Annotated in this window: 20 protein-coding genes; 14 read left to right on the top strand and 6 right to left on the bottom strand. The window is 69.6% G+C overall.

The window, feature by feature from the left end; genetic code table 11:
• The first annotated feature begins 24 nt into the window (after nt 1-24).
• The 8 genes from ASF51_RS02385 (at nt 25) to ASF51_RS02350 (ending at nt 7,560) form a co-directional block, all read left to right on the top strand.
• Nucleotides 25-978: a hypothetical protein gene (locus tag ASF51_RS02385; protein WP_055924660.1), complete on the top strand. Its 954-nt coding sequence runs from the start codon at nt 25-27 to the stop codon at nt 976-978.
• Between the two features lie 23 nt (nt 979-1,001).
• Entirely contained in the window at nt 1,002-1,922 is a 921-nt protein-coding gene (locus tag ASF51_RS02380) for a 1,4-dihydroxy-2-naphthoyl-CoA synthase (RefSeq protein WP_055924657.1), read from the top strand.
• A gap of 108 nt (nt 1,923-2,030) precedes the next feature.
• The gene (locus ASF51_RS02375; RefSeq protein ID WP_055924654.1) at nt 2,031-2,543 is read left to right on the top strand and encodes a MarR family winged helix-turn-helix transcriptional regulator; all 513 of its coding nucleotides are present in this window, start codon (nt 2,031-2,033) and stop codon (nt 2,541-2,543) included.
• Nucleotides 2,544-2,554: 11 nt separating this feature from the next.
• Nucleotides 2,555-2,977: an organic hydroperoxide resistance protein gene (locus ASF51_RS02370; protein ID WP_055924651.1), complete on the top strand. Its 423-nt coding sequence runs from the start codon at nt 2,555-2,557 to the stop codon at nt 2,975-2,977.
• Between the two features lie 69 nt (nt 2,978-3,046).
• Nucleotides 3,047-3,724: a response regulator transcription factor gene (locus ASF51_RS02365; RefSeq protein ID WP_055924648.1), complete on the top strand. Its 678-nt coding sequence runs from the start codon at nt 3,047-3,049 to the stop codon at nt 3,722-3,724.
• A complete protein-coding gene (locus ASF51_RS02360) occupies nt 3,714-5,309 on the top strand; it encodes a cell wall metabolism sensor histidine kinase WalK (RefSeq protein WP_055924645.1) in 1,596 nt (531 codons plus the stop codon). The genes ASF51_RS02365 and ASF51_RS02360 overlap by 11 nt, the downstream gene beginning before the upstream one ends.
• A gap of 397 nt (nt 5,310-5,706) precedes the next feature.
• Nucleotides 5,707-6,174: a hypothetical protein gene (locus ASF51_RS02355; RefSeq protein WP_055924643.1), complete on the top strand. Its 468-nt coding sequence runs from the start codon at nt 5,707-5,709 to the stop codon at nt 6,172-6,174.
• A gap of 156 nt (nt 6,175-6,330) precedes the next feature.
• Nucleotides 6,331-7,560 carry an AMP-binding protein gene (locus ASF51_RS02350; RefSeq protein WP_082479484.1) on the top strand — a complete coding sequence of 410 codons (1,230 nt, stop codon included), beginning with the start codon at nt 6,331-6,333 and terminating at the stop codon, nt 7,558-7,560.
• Here ASF51_RS02350 and ASF51_RS02345 read toward each other — a convergent pair whose 3' ends face one another.
• Complete coding sequence (locus ASF51_RS02345; RefSeq protein ID WP_055924640.1) at nt 7,561-8,742, bottom strand: Na+/H+ antiporter NhaA; 1,182 nt, start codon at nt 8,740-8,742, stop codon at nt 7,561-7,563.
• A 127-nt stretch (nt 8,743-8,869) separates the two neighbouring features.
• On the opposite strand from ASF51_RS02345, the gene ASF51_RS02340 reads away from it, so the two are divergent.
• A complete protein-coding gene (locus tag ASF51_RS02340) occupies nt 8,870-9,856 on the top strand; it encodes a 1,4-dihydroxy-2-naphthoate polyprenyltransferase (protein ID WP_369797276.1) in 987 nt (328 codons plus the stop codon).
• Nucleotides 9,857-10,003: 147 nt separating this feature from the next.
• Nucleotides 10,004-10,420, top strand: coding sequence for an SRPBCC domain-containing protein (locus ASF51_RS02335; RefSeq protein WP_055924637.1), 417 nt, complete (start codon nt 10,004-10,006; stop codon nt 10,418-10,420).
• Nucleotides 10,421-10,432: 12 nt separating this feature from the next.
• On the opposite strand, the gene ASF51_RS02330 is transcribed toward ASF51_RS02335, so the two are convergent.
• Nucleotides 10,433-10,732, bottom strand: a complete 300-nt coding sequence (locus tag ASF51_RS02330; RefSeq protein ID WP_055924634.1) for a DUF4229 domain-containing protein — start codon at nt 10,730-10,732, stop codon at nt 10,433-10,435.
• A 73-nt stretch (nt 10,733-10,805) separates the two neighbouring features.
• On the opposite strand from ASF51_RS02330, the gene ASF51_RS02325 reads away from it, so the two are divergent.
• Complete coding sequence (locus ASF51_RS02325; RefSeq protein ID WP_082479482.1) at nt 10,806-11,201, top strand: PLDc N-terminal domain-containing protein; 396 nt, start codon at nt 10,806-10,808, stop codon at nt 11,199-11,201.
• Nucleotides 11,201-12,925, top strand: a complete 1,725-nt coding sequence (gene menD, locus ASF51_RS02320) for a 2-succinyl-5-enolpyruvyl-6-hydroxy-3-cyclohexene-1-carboxylic-acid synthase (RefSeq protein ID WP_235497105.1) — start codon at nt 11,201-11,203, stop codon at nt 12,923-12,925. The genes ASF51_RS02325 and menD overlap by 1 nt, the downstream gene beginning before the upstream one ends.
• Nucleotides 12,926-12,941: 16 nt before the next feature.
• Here the strand turns inward: menD and ASF51_RS02315 are convergent, their stop codons facing one another.
• Both ASF51_RS02315 and ASF51_RS02310 read right to left on the bottom strand, forming a co-directional pair.
• Nucleotides 12,942-13,223 (bottom strand): helix-turn-helix domain-containing protein, encoded by a 282-nt coding sequence (locus ASF51_RS02315; RefSeq protein WP_055924628.1) that lies wholly within the window; start codon nt 13,221-13,223, stop codon nt 12,942-12,944.
• Nucleotides 13,220-13,624, bottom strand: coding sequence for a VOC family protein (locus ASF51_RS02310; RefSeq protein ID WP_055924624.1), 405 nt, complete (start codon nt 13,622-13,624; stop codon nt 13,220-13,222). The genes ASF51_RS02315 and ASF51_RS02310 overlap by 4 nt, the downstream gene beginning before the upstream one ends.
• A gap of 117 nt (nt 13,625-13,741) precedes the next feature.
• Here ASF51_RS02310 and ASF51_RS02305 point away from each other — a divergent pair, with 117 nt between their 5' ends.
• Together ASF51_RS02305 and ASF51_RS02300 are read left to right on the top strand one after the other, a co-directional pair.
• Entirely contained in the window at nt 13,742-14,404 is a 663-nt protein-coding gene (locus tag ASF51_RS02305) for a dihydrofolate reductase family protein (protein ID WP_055924621.1), read from the top strand.
• Between the two features lie 43 nt (nt 14,405-14,447).
• Entirely contained in the window at nt 14,448-15,308 is an 861-nt protein-coding gene (locus ASF51_RS02300; protein WP_055927742.1) for a PPK2 family polyphosphate kinase, read from the top strand.
• Nucleotides 15,309-15,325: 17 nt separating this feature from the next.
• Here ASF51_RS02300 and ASF51_RS02295 read toward each other — a convergent pair whose 3' ends face one another.
• Together ASF51_RS02295 and ASF51_RS02290 are read right to left on the bottom strand one after the other, a co-directional pair.
• Entirely contained in the window at nt 15,326-16,180 is an 855-nt protein-coding gene (locus ASF51_RS02295; RefSeq protein ID WP_055924617.1) for a hypothetical protein, read from the bottom strand.
• Nucleotides 16,181-16,190: 10 nt separating this feature from the next.
• Nucleotides 16,191-17,453 carry an isochorismate synthase MenF gene (locus ASF51_RS02290; RefSeq protein WP_055924614.1) on the bottom strand — a complete coding sequence of 421 codons (1,263 nt, stop codon included), beginning with the start codon at nt 17,451-17,453 and terminating at the stop codon, nt 16,191-16,193.

Below are 17,453 nucleotides of genomic sequence, written 5' to 3'. Positions count from 1 at the left end.
GACGCGGGCTGACAGACTGGACGCATGCGTGACGACTCCGCCCCGGTGCACGACGACGAGACGCCCGGTGTGCCCGATTACGGAACCCCGGGAGGTGTGCCGGCGCGGGTGGGTGGCCCGGTCTACGGGTCGGCCCGGCCGTCAGGCACGGTCTCGGATGCTCCGGCGACGGATCTCGAGGCGCAGCCCGACGACGACGAGGGCGGCTTCGCCGACTTTCTGGATGCCGTGCAGGACCGCGCTCAGGCGGTGCTCTCCGATCTCGGCATCGGCCCCGACGACGACCTGCCCACCGTGTCCGACGGAGTCGACTGGTCGCACTACCCGGGAACCCGTCTGCACGACGCCGAATTCGCGCTCGCGGCGCTCTCGCAGGAGCAGACGATCGAGCGCAACGAGGCCCTGCTTGCGAGACTGCGCGACGCCATCACGCCGCGCTTCGGGCTCAGCTGGGGACTGTTCGGGGAGATTCCGCGCATCGAGCCCGAGGCGAACGACTGGGGAGGGGAGAGCCTGCTCGAGACGTGCACCACGGGAACCTGGCGCTCGACGGCGCGGCTCACCAATCCACTCGTGAAGAAGCAGCTCGTCGACCTCGTGAGCGGCCTGCTCGAGGCCGAGGGTTTTCACGACGTGACCCTGCGCAACGACCCGGCCCGCGCATCCGGTCAGGCCGCACTGGACGAACTCAAGCGGGAGTTCGGGGGCACGCAGCTGAAGGACCAGGTGATCTGGTCGCTGGTGGCCCGCGAGTCCGTGCACTCCGACAGCGAATTCGAGCTGACGATCATCGAGTTGAAGCACGATCGCACCGGCCGATTCCTCGAGGCTGCGCGTGCCAGGGCCGAGCTGCGTGGCGGGCCGATGAGCTCTGTCGACCTCGAGATCGTGAGCCGCGGAACGCTGCCGACCGAGTCGGCGGCCGAGTTCCGCGAGCGGGCCCGCCGCTACGACGACCGCGAGCCGCCCGCGCCGTGACGTGCGGCTGGCAGACTGACTGCATGTCTGAAACGCCGTTCGTCTCCGAGATCTTCGATGCATCCGAGTGGGCTGTCGCGCCCGGGGCCAGCGCCCTGACCGACATCACCTACCACCACTCGAACGACGGGCGCGTGGCCCGCATCGCCTTCAACAGGCCCGAAGTGCGCAACGCCTTCCGACCGCACACGGTCGACGAGCTCTACCGCGCCCTCGACGACGCTCGGCAGAATCCGCGCATCGGCGTCGTGCTGCTCACCGGCAACGGCCCGAGCCCGAAAGACGGCGGCTGGGCGTTCTGTTCGGGGGGCGACCAGCGCATCCGAGGCCGCGACGGGTACCAGTACGCCGACGGCACCGCGCCCGACGGGCCGCTCGCCGGCGCTGCGACCGGACGGCTGCACATCCTCGAGGTGCAGCGACTGATCCGCACGATGCCGAAGGTGGTGATCGCCGTGGTTCCCGGCTGGGCGGCGGGTGGCGGGCACTCGCTGCACGTGGTCTGCGACCTGTCGATCGCCAGCGAGGAGCACGCGAAGTTCAAACAGACGGATGCCGATGTCGGCTCGTTCGACGCCGGTTACGGCAGCGCGTACTTCGCCCGGCAGATCGGGCAGAAGTTCGCGCGCGAGGTGTTCTTCCTGGCCCGGGAGTACTCGGCCCAGCGCGCCTACGAGATGGGTGCGGTCAACGCCGTCGTGCCGCACGCGGAGCTCGAGCGCGAGGCGCTGGCCTGGGCGCGCACGATCCTGACCAAGTCGCCCACAGCCATCCGCATGCTGAAATTCGCGTTCAACGCGGTCGACGACGGGCTCATGGGCCAGCAGGTGTTCGCGGGCGAGGCCACGCGGCTCGCCTACGGAACCGACGAGGCCGTCGAAGGGCGCGACTCGTTCCTGGAGAAGCGCGAACCCGACTGGTCGCCGTTCCCGTACCACTACTGAGGCGTCGCCCGTTCCCTGAGCCTGTCGAAGGGCCTCACAGCGTCTCGACAAGCTCGACGAACGACGAACTAGGTTGCGTACAACTGAATTGTGCGCAATGCTTTTGTGATGACCACCTCGACGGCTCCCGCTGCAGCGCCGCAGCACTCCGTGATCGATGAGCTCGTCTGCTTCGCGCTCTACAACGCATCCCACGCGATCACGCAGGCCTACCGCTCGGTGCTCGCGCCGTGGGGGCTCACCTACCCGCAGTACCTCGTGTTCGTCGTGCTCTGGAACGAGGGAGCGATGCCCCTCGGAGACCTCGGCCGACGGCTCGAACTCGACTCCGGCACGCTCTCGCCGCTGACCCGCCGCATGGAGCAGGCCGGCTATCTCGAGCGCCTGCGCGCATCCGACGACGCCCGGGTGGTGACGATCGCGCTCACCGCCGAGGGCGAACGGATGCGCAAGGAGCTCGCAGCCGTTCCGGCCTGCGTGGCCGGCGCGATGAAACTCGACCAGCCGACCGCCGTGCAGCTGCGCGGCATGCTGCACCAGCTGGCCGACGACACCCGCGGGTTCGACGCGGCGTCGTCGGGCCTCACTGAGACCACCGGCGCACCCGACGCCGGTCGATGAAAGGAAACACCATGGAGATTCTCTACACGGCGGAAGCGCTCTCGACCGGCGAAGGCCGCAACGGCCACGTGCGCACGAGCGACGGCCAGGTCGACCTCGACCTCGCTGTTCCCAAGGAGATGGGCGGCTCGGGCAACGGAGCGAACCCCGAGGACCTCTTCGCCGCCGGATACGCGGCCTGCTTCCACTCCGCGCTGCAGAGTGTCGCTCGTGCCCGCAAGGTGAAGATCTCCGACTCGAGCGTCGGCGGCCGCGTGCACATCGGACCGAACGGCGAGGGCGGATTCCAGCTCGCTGTTCTGCTCGAAGTCGTTCTTCCCGGCCTGGAGCTCGCCCTGGCGCAGGAGCTCGCCGACGCCGCACACCAGGTGTGCCCGTACTCCAACGCGACCCGCGGCAACATCGACGTGCAGATCGTCGTCGAAGAGGGCTGATCCGCCCCCTCCGGCGCTGAGGCGCGGCGCTTCAGCCGCGCTTCAGCGCCCGTCGGGCAGACTGGGCGCATGCGCGTGCTGGTTGTCGAAGACGAGAAACGCCTCGCCGAGGGGCTCAAACGCGGCCTCGAGGCCGAGGGGTTCGCCGTTGACGTCGCGTCGACCGGCACCGACGGGCTCTGGATGGCCACCGAGAAGGACTATTCGGTGATCCTCCTCGACATCATGCTGCCCGGAATGAGCGGCTACCGCGTGTGCGAGCGACTGCGCGCGGCCGAGAACTGGACCCCCGTTCTGATGCTCACCGCGAAAGACGGGGAGTGGGACCAGGTCGAGGCGCTCGACACCGGCGCCGACGACTATCTCACCAAGCCGTTCTCCTTTGCGATCCTGCTCGCGAGAGTGCGCGCCCTCATCAGGCGGGGCGCCGCCGAGCGGCCGGCCGTTCTCGAGGCCGGCGACATCCGTGTCGACCCGTCGACCCGCCAGGTCACCCGTGGCACCGAGCGCATCGATGTGACCGCCCGGGAGTTCGCCGTTCTCGAATACCTGATGCGGCGCAAGGGCGACGTGGTGTCGAAGCGCGACATCATCGACAACGTCTGGGACGACGACTTCGACGGCGAGCAGAACATCGTGGAGGTCTACGTGGGCCACCTGCGCAACAAGCTCGACCGGCCCTTCGGGCGCAACGCGATCGAGACGCTCCGCGGCGCGGGTTACCGGCTTGCCTCCCATGGCGGCTGAGCAGGGAAGGCGTCGCCGGCTCTCGCTGCGCTGGCGCATCGTCTTCGTGGCCACGGCCGCCGTCGCCGTCGCGCTCGCCGTGGGGTCGGCGGCGTTCGTCGGCGTGCTGCGGGAGTCGCTGGTCGCCGGCGTGCAGTTGACCGCAGAACGGGATGCCGCGGAGTTCGTCGGTCAGGTCGAGACGACCGGGGCCTCGTCGGTCGACACCGACGCGGACGACGACGAGCAGATCGTGCAGCTCGTGGCCGCCGACGGCTCGCTCGTGGCATCGAGCGACAACGCCGACGACGGCCCGGCGCTCTCCCTGCCCGAGCTGCGGCGCACCGACGTGCCCGTGCCCGCCGACGACGTCGAGAGCACGCCCACGCCGTCGAGCAGCGACGACGACGACGATGACTCCGACTCGGGCAACTCAGGGCGGGGCTCGAGCGACGATTCGGACGACGGCTCGGATGACTCGGGTGGCTCGAGCAACTCCAGCGGCTCGGCTCCGACATCGACCGCGCCCGCCGCGCCGCAGCCCACGACGACACCCGTGCTCATCGATGACACGACGACCGCAACCGTGACCGACTCGGACGGCGCGTCGTTCGTGGCCGTCGCGCGCACCGCGACCGAGTCGGGATCGGGCAGGGAGCTCTGGGTGGTGGCCGGGCGCAGTCTCGCCACCGTCGACGGCACGATCTCGACCGTCGTGGGGCTTCTTGCGGCGGCCGTTCCCCTGCTGCTCATCGTGCTCGCCGTGACGATCTGGTTCGTCGTGGGCAGGGCGCTCCGCCCCGTCGACCGCATGCGGCAGCAGGTCGACGAGGTCACGGCGTCGAGTCTCGATCGCCGCGTCGCCGACCCCGGAACCGACGACGAGGTCGGCCGCCTCGCCCACACCATGAACCGCATGCTCCAGCGCCTCGACGACTCCCGGCGCTCGCAGAACCGCTTCATCTCGGATGCGTCGCACGAGCTCAAGTCGCCCCTCGCCTCGCTGCGCCAATACGCCGAGGTCGCCCGCGCGCATCCGGATCGCATCTCGCCCGACGAGCTGTCGGCGGCCGTGCTCGACGAAGGGGCCCGCCTCGAGGGGCTCGTACAGGGGATGCTCGTGCTCGCCAAGGCCGACGAGCGCATGCTCACGAGGCCCGCGACCCTCGTCGATCTCGATGACATCGTCTTCGCGGAGGCACGCAGGCTGCGCCGCTCGACCTCGCTGACGGTCGACTCGAGCGCGGTCGGCGCGGCGCAGCTGCACGGAGACGTGGCGCTGCTCTCGCAACTGGTGCGCAACCTCGTCGACAACGCCGCCCGCCACGCGGTGACGACGGTCGCGCTCGCGGTGCGGGCCGACGACGCGGATGGCACGGTCACGCTCGTGGTCGACGACGACGGCGCCGGCGTTCCCGAGGCAGACAGGGAGCGCGTGTTCGAGCGCTTCGTGCGCCTCGACGAGGCGCGTGCACGGGACGGCGGCGGAAGCGGCCTGGGGCTCGCGATCGTCCGCGAGATCGCTGCGGCCCATGGGGGCACCGTGGCCGTGCAGCAGGCCCCGGGCGGGGGAGCCCGCTTCGTCGTCACGCTTTCGACGAGCTGACCTGATCGCGTCGTTCCCTGAGCCTGATCGCATCGTTCCCTGAGCTTGTCGAAGGGCGGCCGAAACCCTCTTCTGCGCGGGTCGAGTAGGCCGCCCGCGGCCGCATCGAGACCACTGCGGGGCGTGATTTCGATACGCCGGCTCGTTCCTCGCGCGGCTACTCAATCAGCGCAATGAGCGTGGCACGGGTCTTCGAAGTCCGCAGATGCGAGCGGTCGCGTCGCGTCGTTGCGCCCATCCCGACGCGCGGGATGGGCGTGACGGCGCCACCGGAACCGGCGTTCCCTGAGCTTGTCGAAGGGCAGCCGTTCCTGAAGGCGGCTTCAGGATGCTTCAGGGCCGCTTCAGCGCCCGCGCGTCACAGTGGGTCTCATCACCACGACGCCAGGAGGCAACCATGCAGAAGAAGACCATGTGGATCACGGCCGCAGCAGTCGGAGCCGTACTCGTTCTCGGAGGCGCGGGAGCAGCCTTCGCATCGAGCGACCTGTTCGACGATGACGACGACCGCGCCACCAGCACCTCGTCGGGGACCGGGTCGGACGACCGATCGCGGAGCGATGACGGTTTTGACGACAGCGACGACCGTAGTGGCAGCGGCGACAGCAGCAGCGGCCGCGACGACAGCGGCGGCGACCGCGACGACAGCTCCGACGACAACACCGTGCCGGCGACGGCCGACGAGCGCTCCGCCGCCGAGGCCGTGGCCCTCGACGAGATCGGACAGGGCACCGTTCGCGAGTTCGACACGGGCGACTCCGACGACGATTACGCCTACAAGGTCGAGCTCGTCATGAACGACGGCAGCGAGGTCGAGGTGGAGCTCGCCTCCGACCTGAGCGTTCTGCGCATCGACCGCAACTGAGAAAGCGCGTGCACGCGGGTGTTCGCGCACGCCGCGGTGGCTCAGCCACCGCGCTGCGCGCGAACACCCGCGTTCGGCGTCGGCTCGGAGCCGCCTCGCCGCTCGACCGGCCCAGACGTTACTTTCCCGAAACACGCGCTGACGTAGGGTGAACGGATGACACGCCCGCTCGACATCGTGGTTGCGAACGACGCACTGGCGGTGCTTCCGCGCCTGCGCGAAGCCCTGTCGCAGGGCGGCGCGGCCATCCTGCCTCGCACCATCGACCAGCGCGAGGTCGACTCGCGTCCGCTGCCCCGCCACGCTGCACCCGCCCCCGGCGAGACGCCCGCGGTGCGCGATGAGCCCGTTCCCGATCAGGTGGCCAAGAACGTCGCCCTCGTGATCGAGACCTCGGGGTCGTCGGGAGCGCCCAAGCGGGTCGCCCTGTCGACGGGTGCCCTGCTCGCCAGCGCTGCCTCGGTCGAGAGCGAGCTGGGCGGCAGCGGCCAGTGGCTGCTCTCCCTGCCCACCCACTACATCGCCGGCGCGCAGGTGCTCGTACGCTCCATCGTCGGCGGAACGACCCCGATCGTGCAGCCGCCCGGCCACTTCTCGGCCCGCGTCTTCGCCTCGCTCGTCGACGAGATGGATGCGCCGCTGCGCTTCGCCTCGCTGGTTCCGGCCCAGCTCGCCCGCGTGATCGACGCCGGAGAGGCCGATGCCGGCATCCGGGAGCAGCTGCGTCGACTCGACGCCATCCTCGTGGGCGGACAGGCTCTGCCGGCCGCCCTCTACCAGCGCGCGAAGGAGCTCGGCCTCACCGTTCGCCGCACCTACGGCTCGAGCGAGACGGCCGGCGGATGCGTGTACGACGGCATTCCCCTCAGCCAGGTTCAGGCGCGGGTCACCGCGGGCGAGCTCGAGCTCTCGGGGCCGATGCTCGCCGAGGGCTACCTCGGCGACCCCGAGCTCACCGACCGCAAGTTCTACACCGACAACGGCCGCCGCTGGTACCGCACCGCCGACTCGGGAGACGTCGTCGACGGCGTCGTGCGCGTCTCCGGCCGCATCGACAACGTGATCATCTCGGGCGGCATCAAGGTGTCGCTCGACCGGGTCGAGCGGGTCGTGCAGTCGCTCGACGGCTTCCGCGGGGCCGTCGTCGTTCCCCAGCCGAGCACCGAATGGGGGCAGGTGTCGGTCGTGGTCACCGAGGGCCCGGTGGATGCCGACAGCCTGCAGCGCGTGCGCGACGCGGTGATCGCGGGGCCGGGTCGGGCGGCCGCCCCCGTGCGCATCGTGACCGTCGAGGCGATGCCGACCCTCGCATCCGGCAAGCCCGACAGGCTCAGCCTGGCCCGCTCGCTGGCGTCGGCCGCGGCATCCGCCTCCACCTCGGACTGATCAGGCGGAGCGCATGCGTTCAACCGCGTTCTCGCGAAGCACCCGCAGGCGCTTGTAGTACGCGGCGAGGGTCGACACGAGCACCGCGGCGATCACGATGGAGATCGACGAGCCGAGCAGCACCGCGAGGGTTCCCTCGTCGGCCACCTCCTCCTTGCCGGCGAACGCGAGCTCGTTCATCAGCAGCGACACGGTGAAGCCGACTCCTCCCAGCGCGCCGGCGGCGAGCAGCCCGTGCAGGGTGAGGTGGGGGCGCTTCTCACGCGGTCCGACGAAGCTCGACAGCCACCCGCCCAGACTGATGCCGATGATCTTGCCCACGGGCAGGGCGATGAGGATGCCCCAGAACGGTGCGGCGAGTTCGCCCGGCGCCACCTGCGGGATGGCGACGAGCGCGGCGGAGAAGGCGAAGATCGGCAGGATCGCACCGTTGGTGACGGGCTCGAGCACGTGCCGCACGCGCATCGCGGGCAGCCGCACCATCGCCAGGCCGAGCGCGACGCCGGCGATCGTGGCGTGCACTCCCGACAGGTAGGTGAGCGACCAGGTGATCACTGCGACGAGGCCCATCGCGATGGCGACGGGCGCGCGGTAGCGGCCGCCGAGACTGCGGCTGAGCAGCCAGAAGAGCGCGACGCCGACCGCGGCCAGGCCGATGAACAGCAGATTGGGGTCGGCGGTGAAGAACACCGCGATGATCAGGATCGCGACGATGTCGTCGAGGATCGCCAGGGCGAGGATGAAGATGCGCAGGCGCGACGGGATGCCCTTGCCGAAGACCGCGAGCACGCCGAGGGCGAAGGCGATGTCGGTCGCCGTGGGGATGGGCCATCCGCCCTCGTAGCCGGAGCCCGCGGTGATCGCGATGTAGATCAGGGCGGGCACGATCACGCCGCCGAGCGCCGCGATCGCGGGGCGCACCGCCTTCGAGACGCTGTTCAGCTGACCTACGGCGAACTCGTTCTTCAACTCGACCGCCACGACGAAGAAGAAGATCGCGAGCAGGCCGTCGCTGATCCAGTGGCCCACCGAGAGGTCGAGCGGAGTTCCGGGAATGGCGAGGTGCGCGTCTTGCAGGCCCATGAGTGCCGGACCCACGGGGGTGTTCGCGAGAAGAAGCCCGGCGGCCGCGGCCACCAGCAGGAAGAGGGCGGCAACCCGCTCGGAGCGGATGAAGGTCATGTGGTGTCCTTGCTGCCCCCTGCTCGGAGGCGTGGCGAAGTGGAATGAAAACGATCCCGCGATCGTCTGCCGACCAGACTTCCCGGCGCACCAGCATCCATTCTACGTCGAGCCCTACAATCGTCGGGTGCCCACGAGTAAGAAGTCGCCCCGCAAGAAGTCCCCGTCGCGCAACGCCCGCCGCGTGAAGTCCACCGGGCATCCGGCCGGGCCCCGGGTCGCCCCGAACCGCCCGAAGAAGGTCACGGCGGCGGATTGGATCGCCGGCGCTCGTCTGCGAACCCTGCCCCTGGCCATTGCGCCCGTCGCGCTCGGAACCGGCGCCGCCACGATCCTGGGCTCCGTGCACGATCAGTGGCCCCTCGTGGCGCTCTGCCTCGCGGTGGCCCTGTTCCTGCAGATCGGCGTCAATTACGCGAACGACTACTCCGACGGCATCCGGGGCACGGATGCCTTCCGCGTCGGCCCCGCGCGCCTGACCGGCTCGGGCGCGGTGCGGCCGAAGCTCGTGCTCACGGTGGCACTCGTCTTCTTCGGCCTCGCCGCGGCCGCCGGCATCGCCATCGTGATCATCACGCAGATCTGGTGGCTGCTCGCCGTGGGGGCCGTGGCCATCGTGGCCGGTTGGTTCTACACGGGCGGCAAGCGCCCCTATGGATACGCGGGGTTCGGCGAGCTCTTCGTGTTCGTCTTCTTCGGGCTGGTCGCGACCCTCGGCACGATGTGGGTGCTCGTGCGCGACATCAGCCTCGAGGGGCTGCTCGCCGCCGTGGCCATCGGATTCATCTCGTGCGCCGTTCTCATGGCGAACAACATCCGGGACATCCCGCAGGACCGCATAGCGAAGAAGAAGACGCTCGCGGTCCGCGTCGGCGACCGGCCGGCGCGCATCCTGTACTGCGTCTTCATGCTGATCCCCTTCCTCGTCGTGGGATTCCTGACGCAGCTGTTCCCGCTGGCGGTCCTGGTGTTCTTCGCGCTGCTGATCGCCATTCCGGCTGGGCTCATCGTGCTCACGGCGAAGACGCCGAAGGAGCTGATTCTGGCGCTGCAGCTCACGAGCCTCACGGGGCTGGTCTACGGACTGGGGTTGGCCGCCGCCATCGCGTTCTAGCCGAGGGCGTTGCGCTCCCTGAGCTTGTCGAAGGGAGAAACGACCGAACGGGCGGAGATCAGCGAGACCGGCGCCGTATTCGGCCCGGATGCGCCCTGCTCCGCCCATTGCGCGGTGACGAAGCCGTCGAGCGCCTAGAGTCGAGGGATGGCTGACTTCAGGGGACCGAACACATCCGCCGGCTGGGATGTCGGCGTCAAGCAGACGGTTCCCGGCAGCCGCAAGGCCGTCTGGGCCTTTCTCATGGGCGAGGGCCTGCCGCTGTGGCTGGGCAAGACGACGAAGCTTCCGCTCGTGAAAGGCGCAGCCTACGAGACCGACGACGACATCACGGGCCGCGTGCTCAGCGTGCAGCCCGGGGTCGACCTTCGCGTCAGCTGGCGACCGGGGGAATGGAACCACGATTCCACCCTGCAGCTGAGTCTCAAAGAGGCCGACGGGGCCACGATCATCTCGTTCCACCAGCAGAAGCTCACCAGTCGCGACGAGCGCAAGATGATGCTCGGCCGCTGGAAGGGCGCCGCGAGCGACCTCGAGAAGGCCCTCAAGCACCAGTCGAAGTAAGAGCGCGCCCCGCTACTTCGACGTCGTTGTGCCGTCGACGGCCGCGTCTTCGCTGTCTTCGTCGTCGCCCGACGCCGTCGACTGCGAGCGCTTCGTGCTGGACCGCGCCTCGTAGAGGCTCTTCGCCGCCTCCTCGCGCTGCCTGCGCAGGAAGATGAACGAGAGGCAGAACGCGATGATCGCGGCGAGGAGCGCCGAGATCCATGCGGGCACGCCGCCCGGGGTCAGAAGCAGCAGCAGAACCGCGAGCACGACGGCGAACAGCCCGATTCGGATGAGCGAGAAGAGCAGCCAGGTGCGTCGAGGATTCACGGCATTCAGTGTAAGCGCTGCACGACAGGCAACCCCCGGGCAAACGTACGGTTAGCGCGCCTATCATGGGTGCATGGCCCGCTTGCTGTTCGTCCTCGGTATCGTCGCCGTGACGTTCATGATCTATTCGATCGTCGACGCTGCCCTTCGTCCTGTTCGCCTCATCCGCGGTCTCCCCAAATGGGCCTGGCTGCTCGTCATCATCGTGATCCCGATCATCGGTGGCGTGCTCTGGTTCGTGATCGGCCGCGGGCGCGAACAGAAAGCTGCCGTCTACCGCACCGTCGGCCCCGACGACGACCCCGACTTTCTGGGCAAGCTGGGCTACACCACGCCGCGCGACCCCGCGGCCGAGGCCCGCACCGACGAGCAGATCCGCGACCTCGAGAAGCGGCTGGCCGAGCAGTCGGGCGACAAGCCGTCTGACGACCCCACCTCAGGTCGCGGCGGAAAGCCCGGCCCGGCATAGTGAGTCCGGCAACGGACTTCTCCGTCGCCCTCCTCAGGCACCTGGTGGCACGAGGGCTTCGTCATGTCGTACTCACCCCCGGCTCGCGTTCGCAGGCTCTCGCCCTGGCAGCCGCTGAGCTCGATCGTCGCGGCATCCTGAACCTGACCGTTCGACTCGACGAGCGATCCGCGGCCTTCACCGCGCTCGGCATCGCGCGCGAGACCGGCCTGCCCGTGGCCGTCGTGACCACCTCGGGCACGGCCGTGGGCAACCTGCTCCCCGCCGTGATGGAGGCGCACCACAGCGGCGTGCCCCTCATCGTGCTCTCCGCCGACCGCCCCGCAGAGCTGCGCGGAACCGGCGCGAACCAGACGACCTGGCAGCCCGGCATCTTCGGCGCGTTCGTGCGGCTCGAACTCGATGTGGATGCCCCGTCGGGCCCCGCAGACGAGCCGGTCGACGAGGTGCTCGGCCTGAACCCCGACGCCGCGGGGCTCGCGGCGCAGGCGATGGATGCAGCGCTCGGCGTCGCCGGCATCGACGACATGCCCGGCCCTGTGCACCTCAACCTCCAGTTCCGCGAACCCCTGTCGGGAGACTTCCCCGAGGTCGCCGTGCCGCGCCTCGATGACCCGGCCCCATCGCATCCATCGCCCGCCCACCTGCTCGAACCGGGTCCGCGCACCATCGTCGTCGCCGGCGACGGCGCGGGCGCCGACGCCGAGGAGGTGGCCCATGCGGGCGGCTGGCCGCTGCTCGCCGAGGTCTCGAGCGGCGCCCGTTTCGGCCCCAACCTGATCGTCGCCTACCGCTCCCTGCTCGGCAGCGAGCTGGCCCGGCACGTCGAGCGCGTGATCGTCTTCGGCCATCCGACGCTCAGTCGCGAGGTGCCCGCGCTCCTGGCGCGAGACGACGTGCAGATCGTCGTCGTGGCATCCGGGGGCGAGCGCATCACGCCCGGTCACGAGGGCCGGATGCTGGTCGACCGCGTCGAGGTCGGGCCCGAGGCCGTGGCCGCGAGCCGCGAACCGGATGCCCGTGCCTGGCTCGGGCGCTGGGTCGTCGCGAGCCGCGCCCAGCTCGAACTCGACGATCCCGAGCTGCCAGCTCCCGACGTCGAGGCTCCGCGCTCGGGCGACCTGAAGCGTCGCCGCGAGTACGCGAAGGCCGAGCTCGCGGCCGCGCGCGCGACGATCTCGCGGCCGATCCTCGCCCTGTCTGTGTGGCGCGCGACCTGGCCGCACGACCGACTCGTGCTCGGGGCATCCCGACTCATTCGCGAAGCCGACAAGGTCGTGCCGGGCAAAAAGATCACGGTGCACGCCAACCGTGGCCTCGCCGGAATCGACGGCACCATCTCGACCGCGATCGGCGTGGCCCTGGCCAGCCAGTCCGACGCGAAGGGCGGCATCACGCGGGTTCTGCTCGGCGACCTCACGCTGCTGCACGACGTGGGCGGGCTGCTGATCGGCGACGGCGAGACCCGACCCCGGGTTCAGCTCATCGTGGGCAACGACGGCGGCGGCACGATCTTCGATTCGCTCGAGGTCGCGTTCTCCGCAGACCCGGATGCCTTCGCCCGGGTCATGCGCACCCCGCAGTCGGTCTCGATCGAGCAGCTCGCCGCAGCCTACGGCTGGAGCTACACGCGCGCCACGACGCGCGCCGAGCTCGACCGCGCGCTCACGAGCCCGGAGGGGCCGCTGAGCATCGTCGAAGTTCCGCTCGCAGAGACGCACTGAACGAGCCGGTGCCGCCTCAGGTCTGTTCGGCGCCCCAGCGCCGCAGGGCGGTGATAGCCGCGCTCAGCGCCAGCCCGCGTTCGGTGAGTGCGTAGGCCCGGGTGTTGTGCCGGAGGGGGAGACGGCGGAGAACGCCGGCGGCCTCGAGTTCGCGCAGCCGGGTGGCGAGCATGTTCGTGCCCATGCCGAGCTCACGCTGCAGATCGCCGTATCGTCGAGGTCCTTCGAGCAACTGCTCCACGATCAGAAGGGCCCACCGCGCCCCCACGATGTCGAGGGCCGCAGCCAGCTCGCTCACGCGGTCGGATCGGCATCCGCCTTCAGCCAGAACGGCGAGTAGTGGTAGCCGTCGGGGTCGTCGAACTGTCGCTGGTACATAAAGGGGTAGTCGTCGGTGTCACCGATCCGTCCCCCTGCGGCAGCAGCGCGCTCGACGAGCTCGTCGACCGCCTCGCGGCTGCCGAGGTCGAACGAGACCGTGACCTTCGAGGGGGTATCCGGCCCGCCGACCAGCTCCTCGGTGGCTCCGACGCTGGCGTACATCTCGCGGCTGCCGAGCATCACGTACTGCTCGGGCGCTATCGCGAAGCACGACACGTTGTGATCGGACATCTCGGCATTGAGGGTCCAGCCGAGAGCCGCATAGAAGGCGGTGGCCCGTGCGACATCCTCGACCGGGCAGGTGATGAAAAGGCTCATGGGCTAACACTTTCAAAATGGAAGTGCGCCGTCAAGGTCGAAAACAGCGTCGGAAGGCATCGCCGGGCGATCGGTAGAACCCGTGACGCGCGCCTCTCCCTTTGCTAGGTTGCCCTCGTGACGAAACTTCGAGTGCACAACCTGGCCGTCTCTATCGACGGCTTCGCGACGGGCGAGGGTCAGTCGTTCGAGACTCCGTTCGGCCATGCCGGGCAGAGGCTCATGAGCTGGTTCTTTCCCACGCATGCCTTCGTCAGCATGACCGGACATGACGCCGAAGCGATCGGCGGCGGAACCCGAGGGATCGACGACGCATTTGCCACGGCGACCAATGTGGGCATCGGCGTGGAGATCATGGGTCGGCGAAAGTTCGGCCCGCAGCAGGGGCCGTGGGCGGACGAGTCCTGGCGCGGCTGGTGGGGCGAGGAGCCCCCGTTCCATTCGCCGGTCATCGTGCTGACTCACCACGCGCGCCCCGACCTGCACGTCGGCGAGACGTCGTTCCTGTTCCGGGATGCGTCGCCGCGCGAGGCCCTCGACCTCGCGACCGAGCTGGCGGGCGGCCTCGATGTGCGCCTCGGCGGCGGACCGACCGTCGTGCGCGAGTTCCTCGAGGCCGACCTCGTGGATCACCTGCACATCGTCGTGGTACCGATCGTTCTGGGTCGCGGAGTTCGACTCTGGGACGGCCTGGAGAACCTCGAGGAGCGCTTCGACGTCGAGGTGACCGCGTCGCCGTCTGGCGTCGTGCACTACGTCTTCACCCGCAAGCGGCTCTAGCGCCGTCTACAGTGGGGGACACGCTCGGCGAAAGGGAACAATGATGGCCAAGAACGACGACTCCTTCTTCTCGGGTAGTGCCCGCGAGCTGCTCGCCGCGCGCGAGGGTTTCGTTCTCGCCGATCTCGACCCCGAGAGCACGCCGGGCGTCGCCGCCTCGAAGAAGCAGGGAGAGAAGGCGCTCGCGGCCGGCGCCCCGACCCTCGACGACCTGCAGGTCAGACTGCACGCCAACAGCCTCTCGGGCGACAACCGCAGCGTGCTGCTCGTGCTGCAGGCCATGGATTCCGCGGGCAAGGGCGGCATCGTCAGTCACGTGATCGGCACGGTCGACCCCGAGGGCGTGGCGCACACCTCGTTCAAGAAGCCGACGCCCGAAGAACTCAGCCACGACTTCCTCTGGCGCATCCGCAACGCCCTGCCGAAGGCCGGCCAGATCGGCGTGTTCGACCGCTCGCACTACGAAGACGTGCTCATCGCGAGGGTGCGCAACCTCGCAACCCCCGACGTGATCGAGCACCGCTACGAGCTCATCAACGAATTCGAGCGCCAGGTCACCGATTCGGGAACGGCCATCGTGAAGGTGATGCTGCACATCAGCTCCGACGAGCAGAAGGCACGCCTCGCGGCACGGCTCGAACGCGAGGACAAGCTGTGGAAGTACAACCCCGGCGACGTCGACGAGCGCCTCCTCTGGCCCGCGTATCAAGAGGCGTACCAGCTCGCCATCCAGAACACGTCGACCGACATCGCGCCCTGGTTCGTAGTGCCCGCAAACCACAAGTGGTACGCCCGGGCCGCCGTGCAGCAGCTGCTGATCGAGACGATGACGGCGTTCGGCCAGGGCTGGCCTCCGGCCGACTACGACATCGAGGTCGAGAAGGCGCGGCTCGCGGCGAGCTAGTCCGGCATGCCGGCCCGCTACACCAGGTCGGTGTCGATGTCGTAGCCGTCCCAGAACACGGAGAGCGACGTCGTTCCGGTCGTCGTCATGACGATGCCGGCCGCGGTCATGTCTTGCGGGGTCGCGCAGGCGGTGCCGCTCACTCCGCTCGCCGCCTCGAGTGCGATGACACAGAAGTTGCCCTGCAGGTCTCGGGCGACCCACACCTGCCATCCCTCGACGGTCGATGTCACAGAGCGCGTCGAGGCGGCGTCGATGTTCTGCGACGTCCGAGGAGCGAAATCGGCATTCTGCTGCGCGGCATCGAACCAGTGCTCGGCCGACGCGGCGCTTCCGGTCGTGACCGCCTCCGCGGGAACGCGAGTCGGCAGGGGAGCCACCTCGCGGTGGCCGAGCTCCATGGTGTCGACGAACGGCTTGTCGTCGCGCGATGCCGGCGGGGAGAGCAGCATGGAGGCGCCCGCCGCGACGAGGCCCAGCACGGCCAGCACGCTCGACACCCGAACGACGCGAGACCGGATGCGATGGGCCCGGCGCTCGTGGGCATCCGCGGCATCGAGGGCGGCTCGGTCGAGGGCCGCGCGCTCGGCTGCCTCATGGAGCTCGAGCTCGTGCAGCTCGCGTGCGGCGTCGGCGGCGCGCGCTTCGTCGGCCGGTGTCGACGTGCGCCCGTAGGCGGCACGCTCGAGCGCGGAGCGCTCTGCCGACGTTCCCTGAGCCGCCGGTCCCTGACCCGCCGTTCCCTGAGCTTGTCGAAGGGAAGGATTCGAGCGGGGCCCTTCGACAGGCTCAGGGAACGGGCCCCCTTCGACAAGCTCAGGGAACGGGCCCCCTTCGACAGGCTCAGGGAACGAGCTGCGAGAGCGGCGCACGGGTCATCTCCTAGCCGAAGGCCTCGACGATGGGACGGAACTTCATCTTCGTCTCGATGAGCTCCCGGTCGGGGTCGGACTCGGCGACGATCCCCGCGCCGGCGTAGGCGGTGATGTCGCCGTTCTCGGCGATCTGGGCGCAGCGCAGCGCGACGGCCCACTCGCCGTCGCCATCCGCGCCCACCCAGCCGACGGGGCCGGCATAGCGACCACGGTCGAACGGCTCGAGCTCGTCAATGACGGCCAGGGCGGTCGCCGTCGGTGCGCCGGCCACGGCGGCCGTGGGGTGCAGGGCCGCGATCAGGTCGAGCGACGTCGAGCCGTCGGAGAGGATGCCCTCGACGTCGGTCGCCAGGTGCCACAGATTGGGCAGCTTCAGGGTGAAGGGGATCTCCGAGGTGATGAGCGTGCGCGTGTGGGGCTGCAGAGACTGCACGACGCTGGCCACGGCGAAGCGGTGCTCGTCGAGGTCTTTCGCGCTCGTGGCCAGCGCGATGGCGGCCTCGTGGTCGGCCTCCGCATCGCGGCCGCGCGAGATCGTGCCGGCGAGCACTCGCGCGCTGACCGTTCCGTGGTCGACGCGCACCAGAGTCTCAGGGCTCGATCCGATGAGGCCGTCGACCGCGTAGGTCCAGCAGTCGGGATAGCCCAGGGCGAGGTCGGTGAGGGTGCGGCGCAGATCGCTCTCCGCGGGCAGATGGCCGACGAGGTCGCGGGCGAGCACGACCTTGTTCAGCTCGCCCGCCGAGATGCGCGCGACGGCGGCCTCGACCGATGCCCTGTAGTCGTCGGGCTTCACCTGGCCGGGCAGCAGCGACAGTCGGTACTCGGCCCCGAGGGGGCGTGCCACAGGTGCGGGCGGCGGGGGTGCGATCGGATCGCCGGACTCGGAGAGGGCGGTGATGCGAGTCATCCAGTAGACGCCCGCGCGCTTGCCGATGACGATCTCGGGAACGATGAGCGTGGAGATGAGGGCCGAGGTGGCGGAGAAGGCGAATGCGCCGAACGCGACGAGCCCCGTGCCCGGCGACTGCAGCGGATCGGTCACCTGCGCGAGCCGGGCGACCTCTCGCCACGTCTGGCAGGCATCCACGAATCGGTTCTCGCCCGAGAACTCGAGCCGCAGCGCCACGCCCGCGCCGGCCATGCCCTCGCCCTTGCGCATCCAGAGCAGCGGATGACGCGAGTCGAGCAGCGGCACCAGAAGTCTGATGTCGTCGACGCGGGTGGTCTCGACGACCAGGCGGGGGAGGGTTCGTGACGTTTCGCTCAC

It is taken from the genome of Agreia sp. Leaf283, from assembly GCF_001422485.1.
In the GTDB taxonomy this organism is placed as follows: Bacteria; Actinomycetota; Actinomycetes; order Actinomycetales; family Microbacteriaceae; genus Agreia.
Note: the sequence above shows the minus strand (reverse complement) of the source record. Positions and strands in the feature narration are given on the sequence as shown.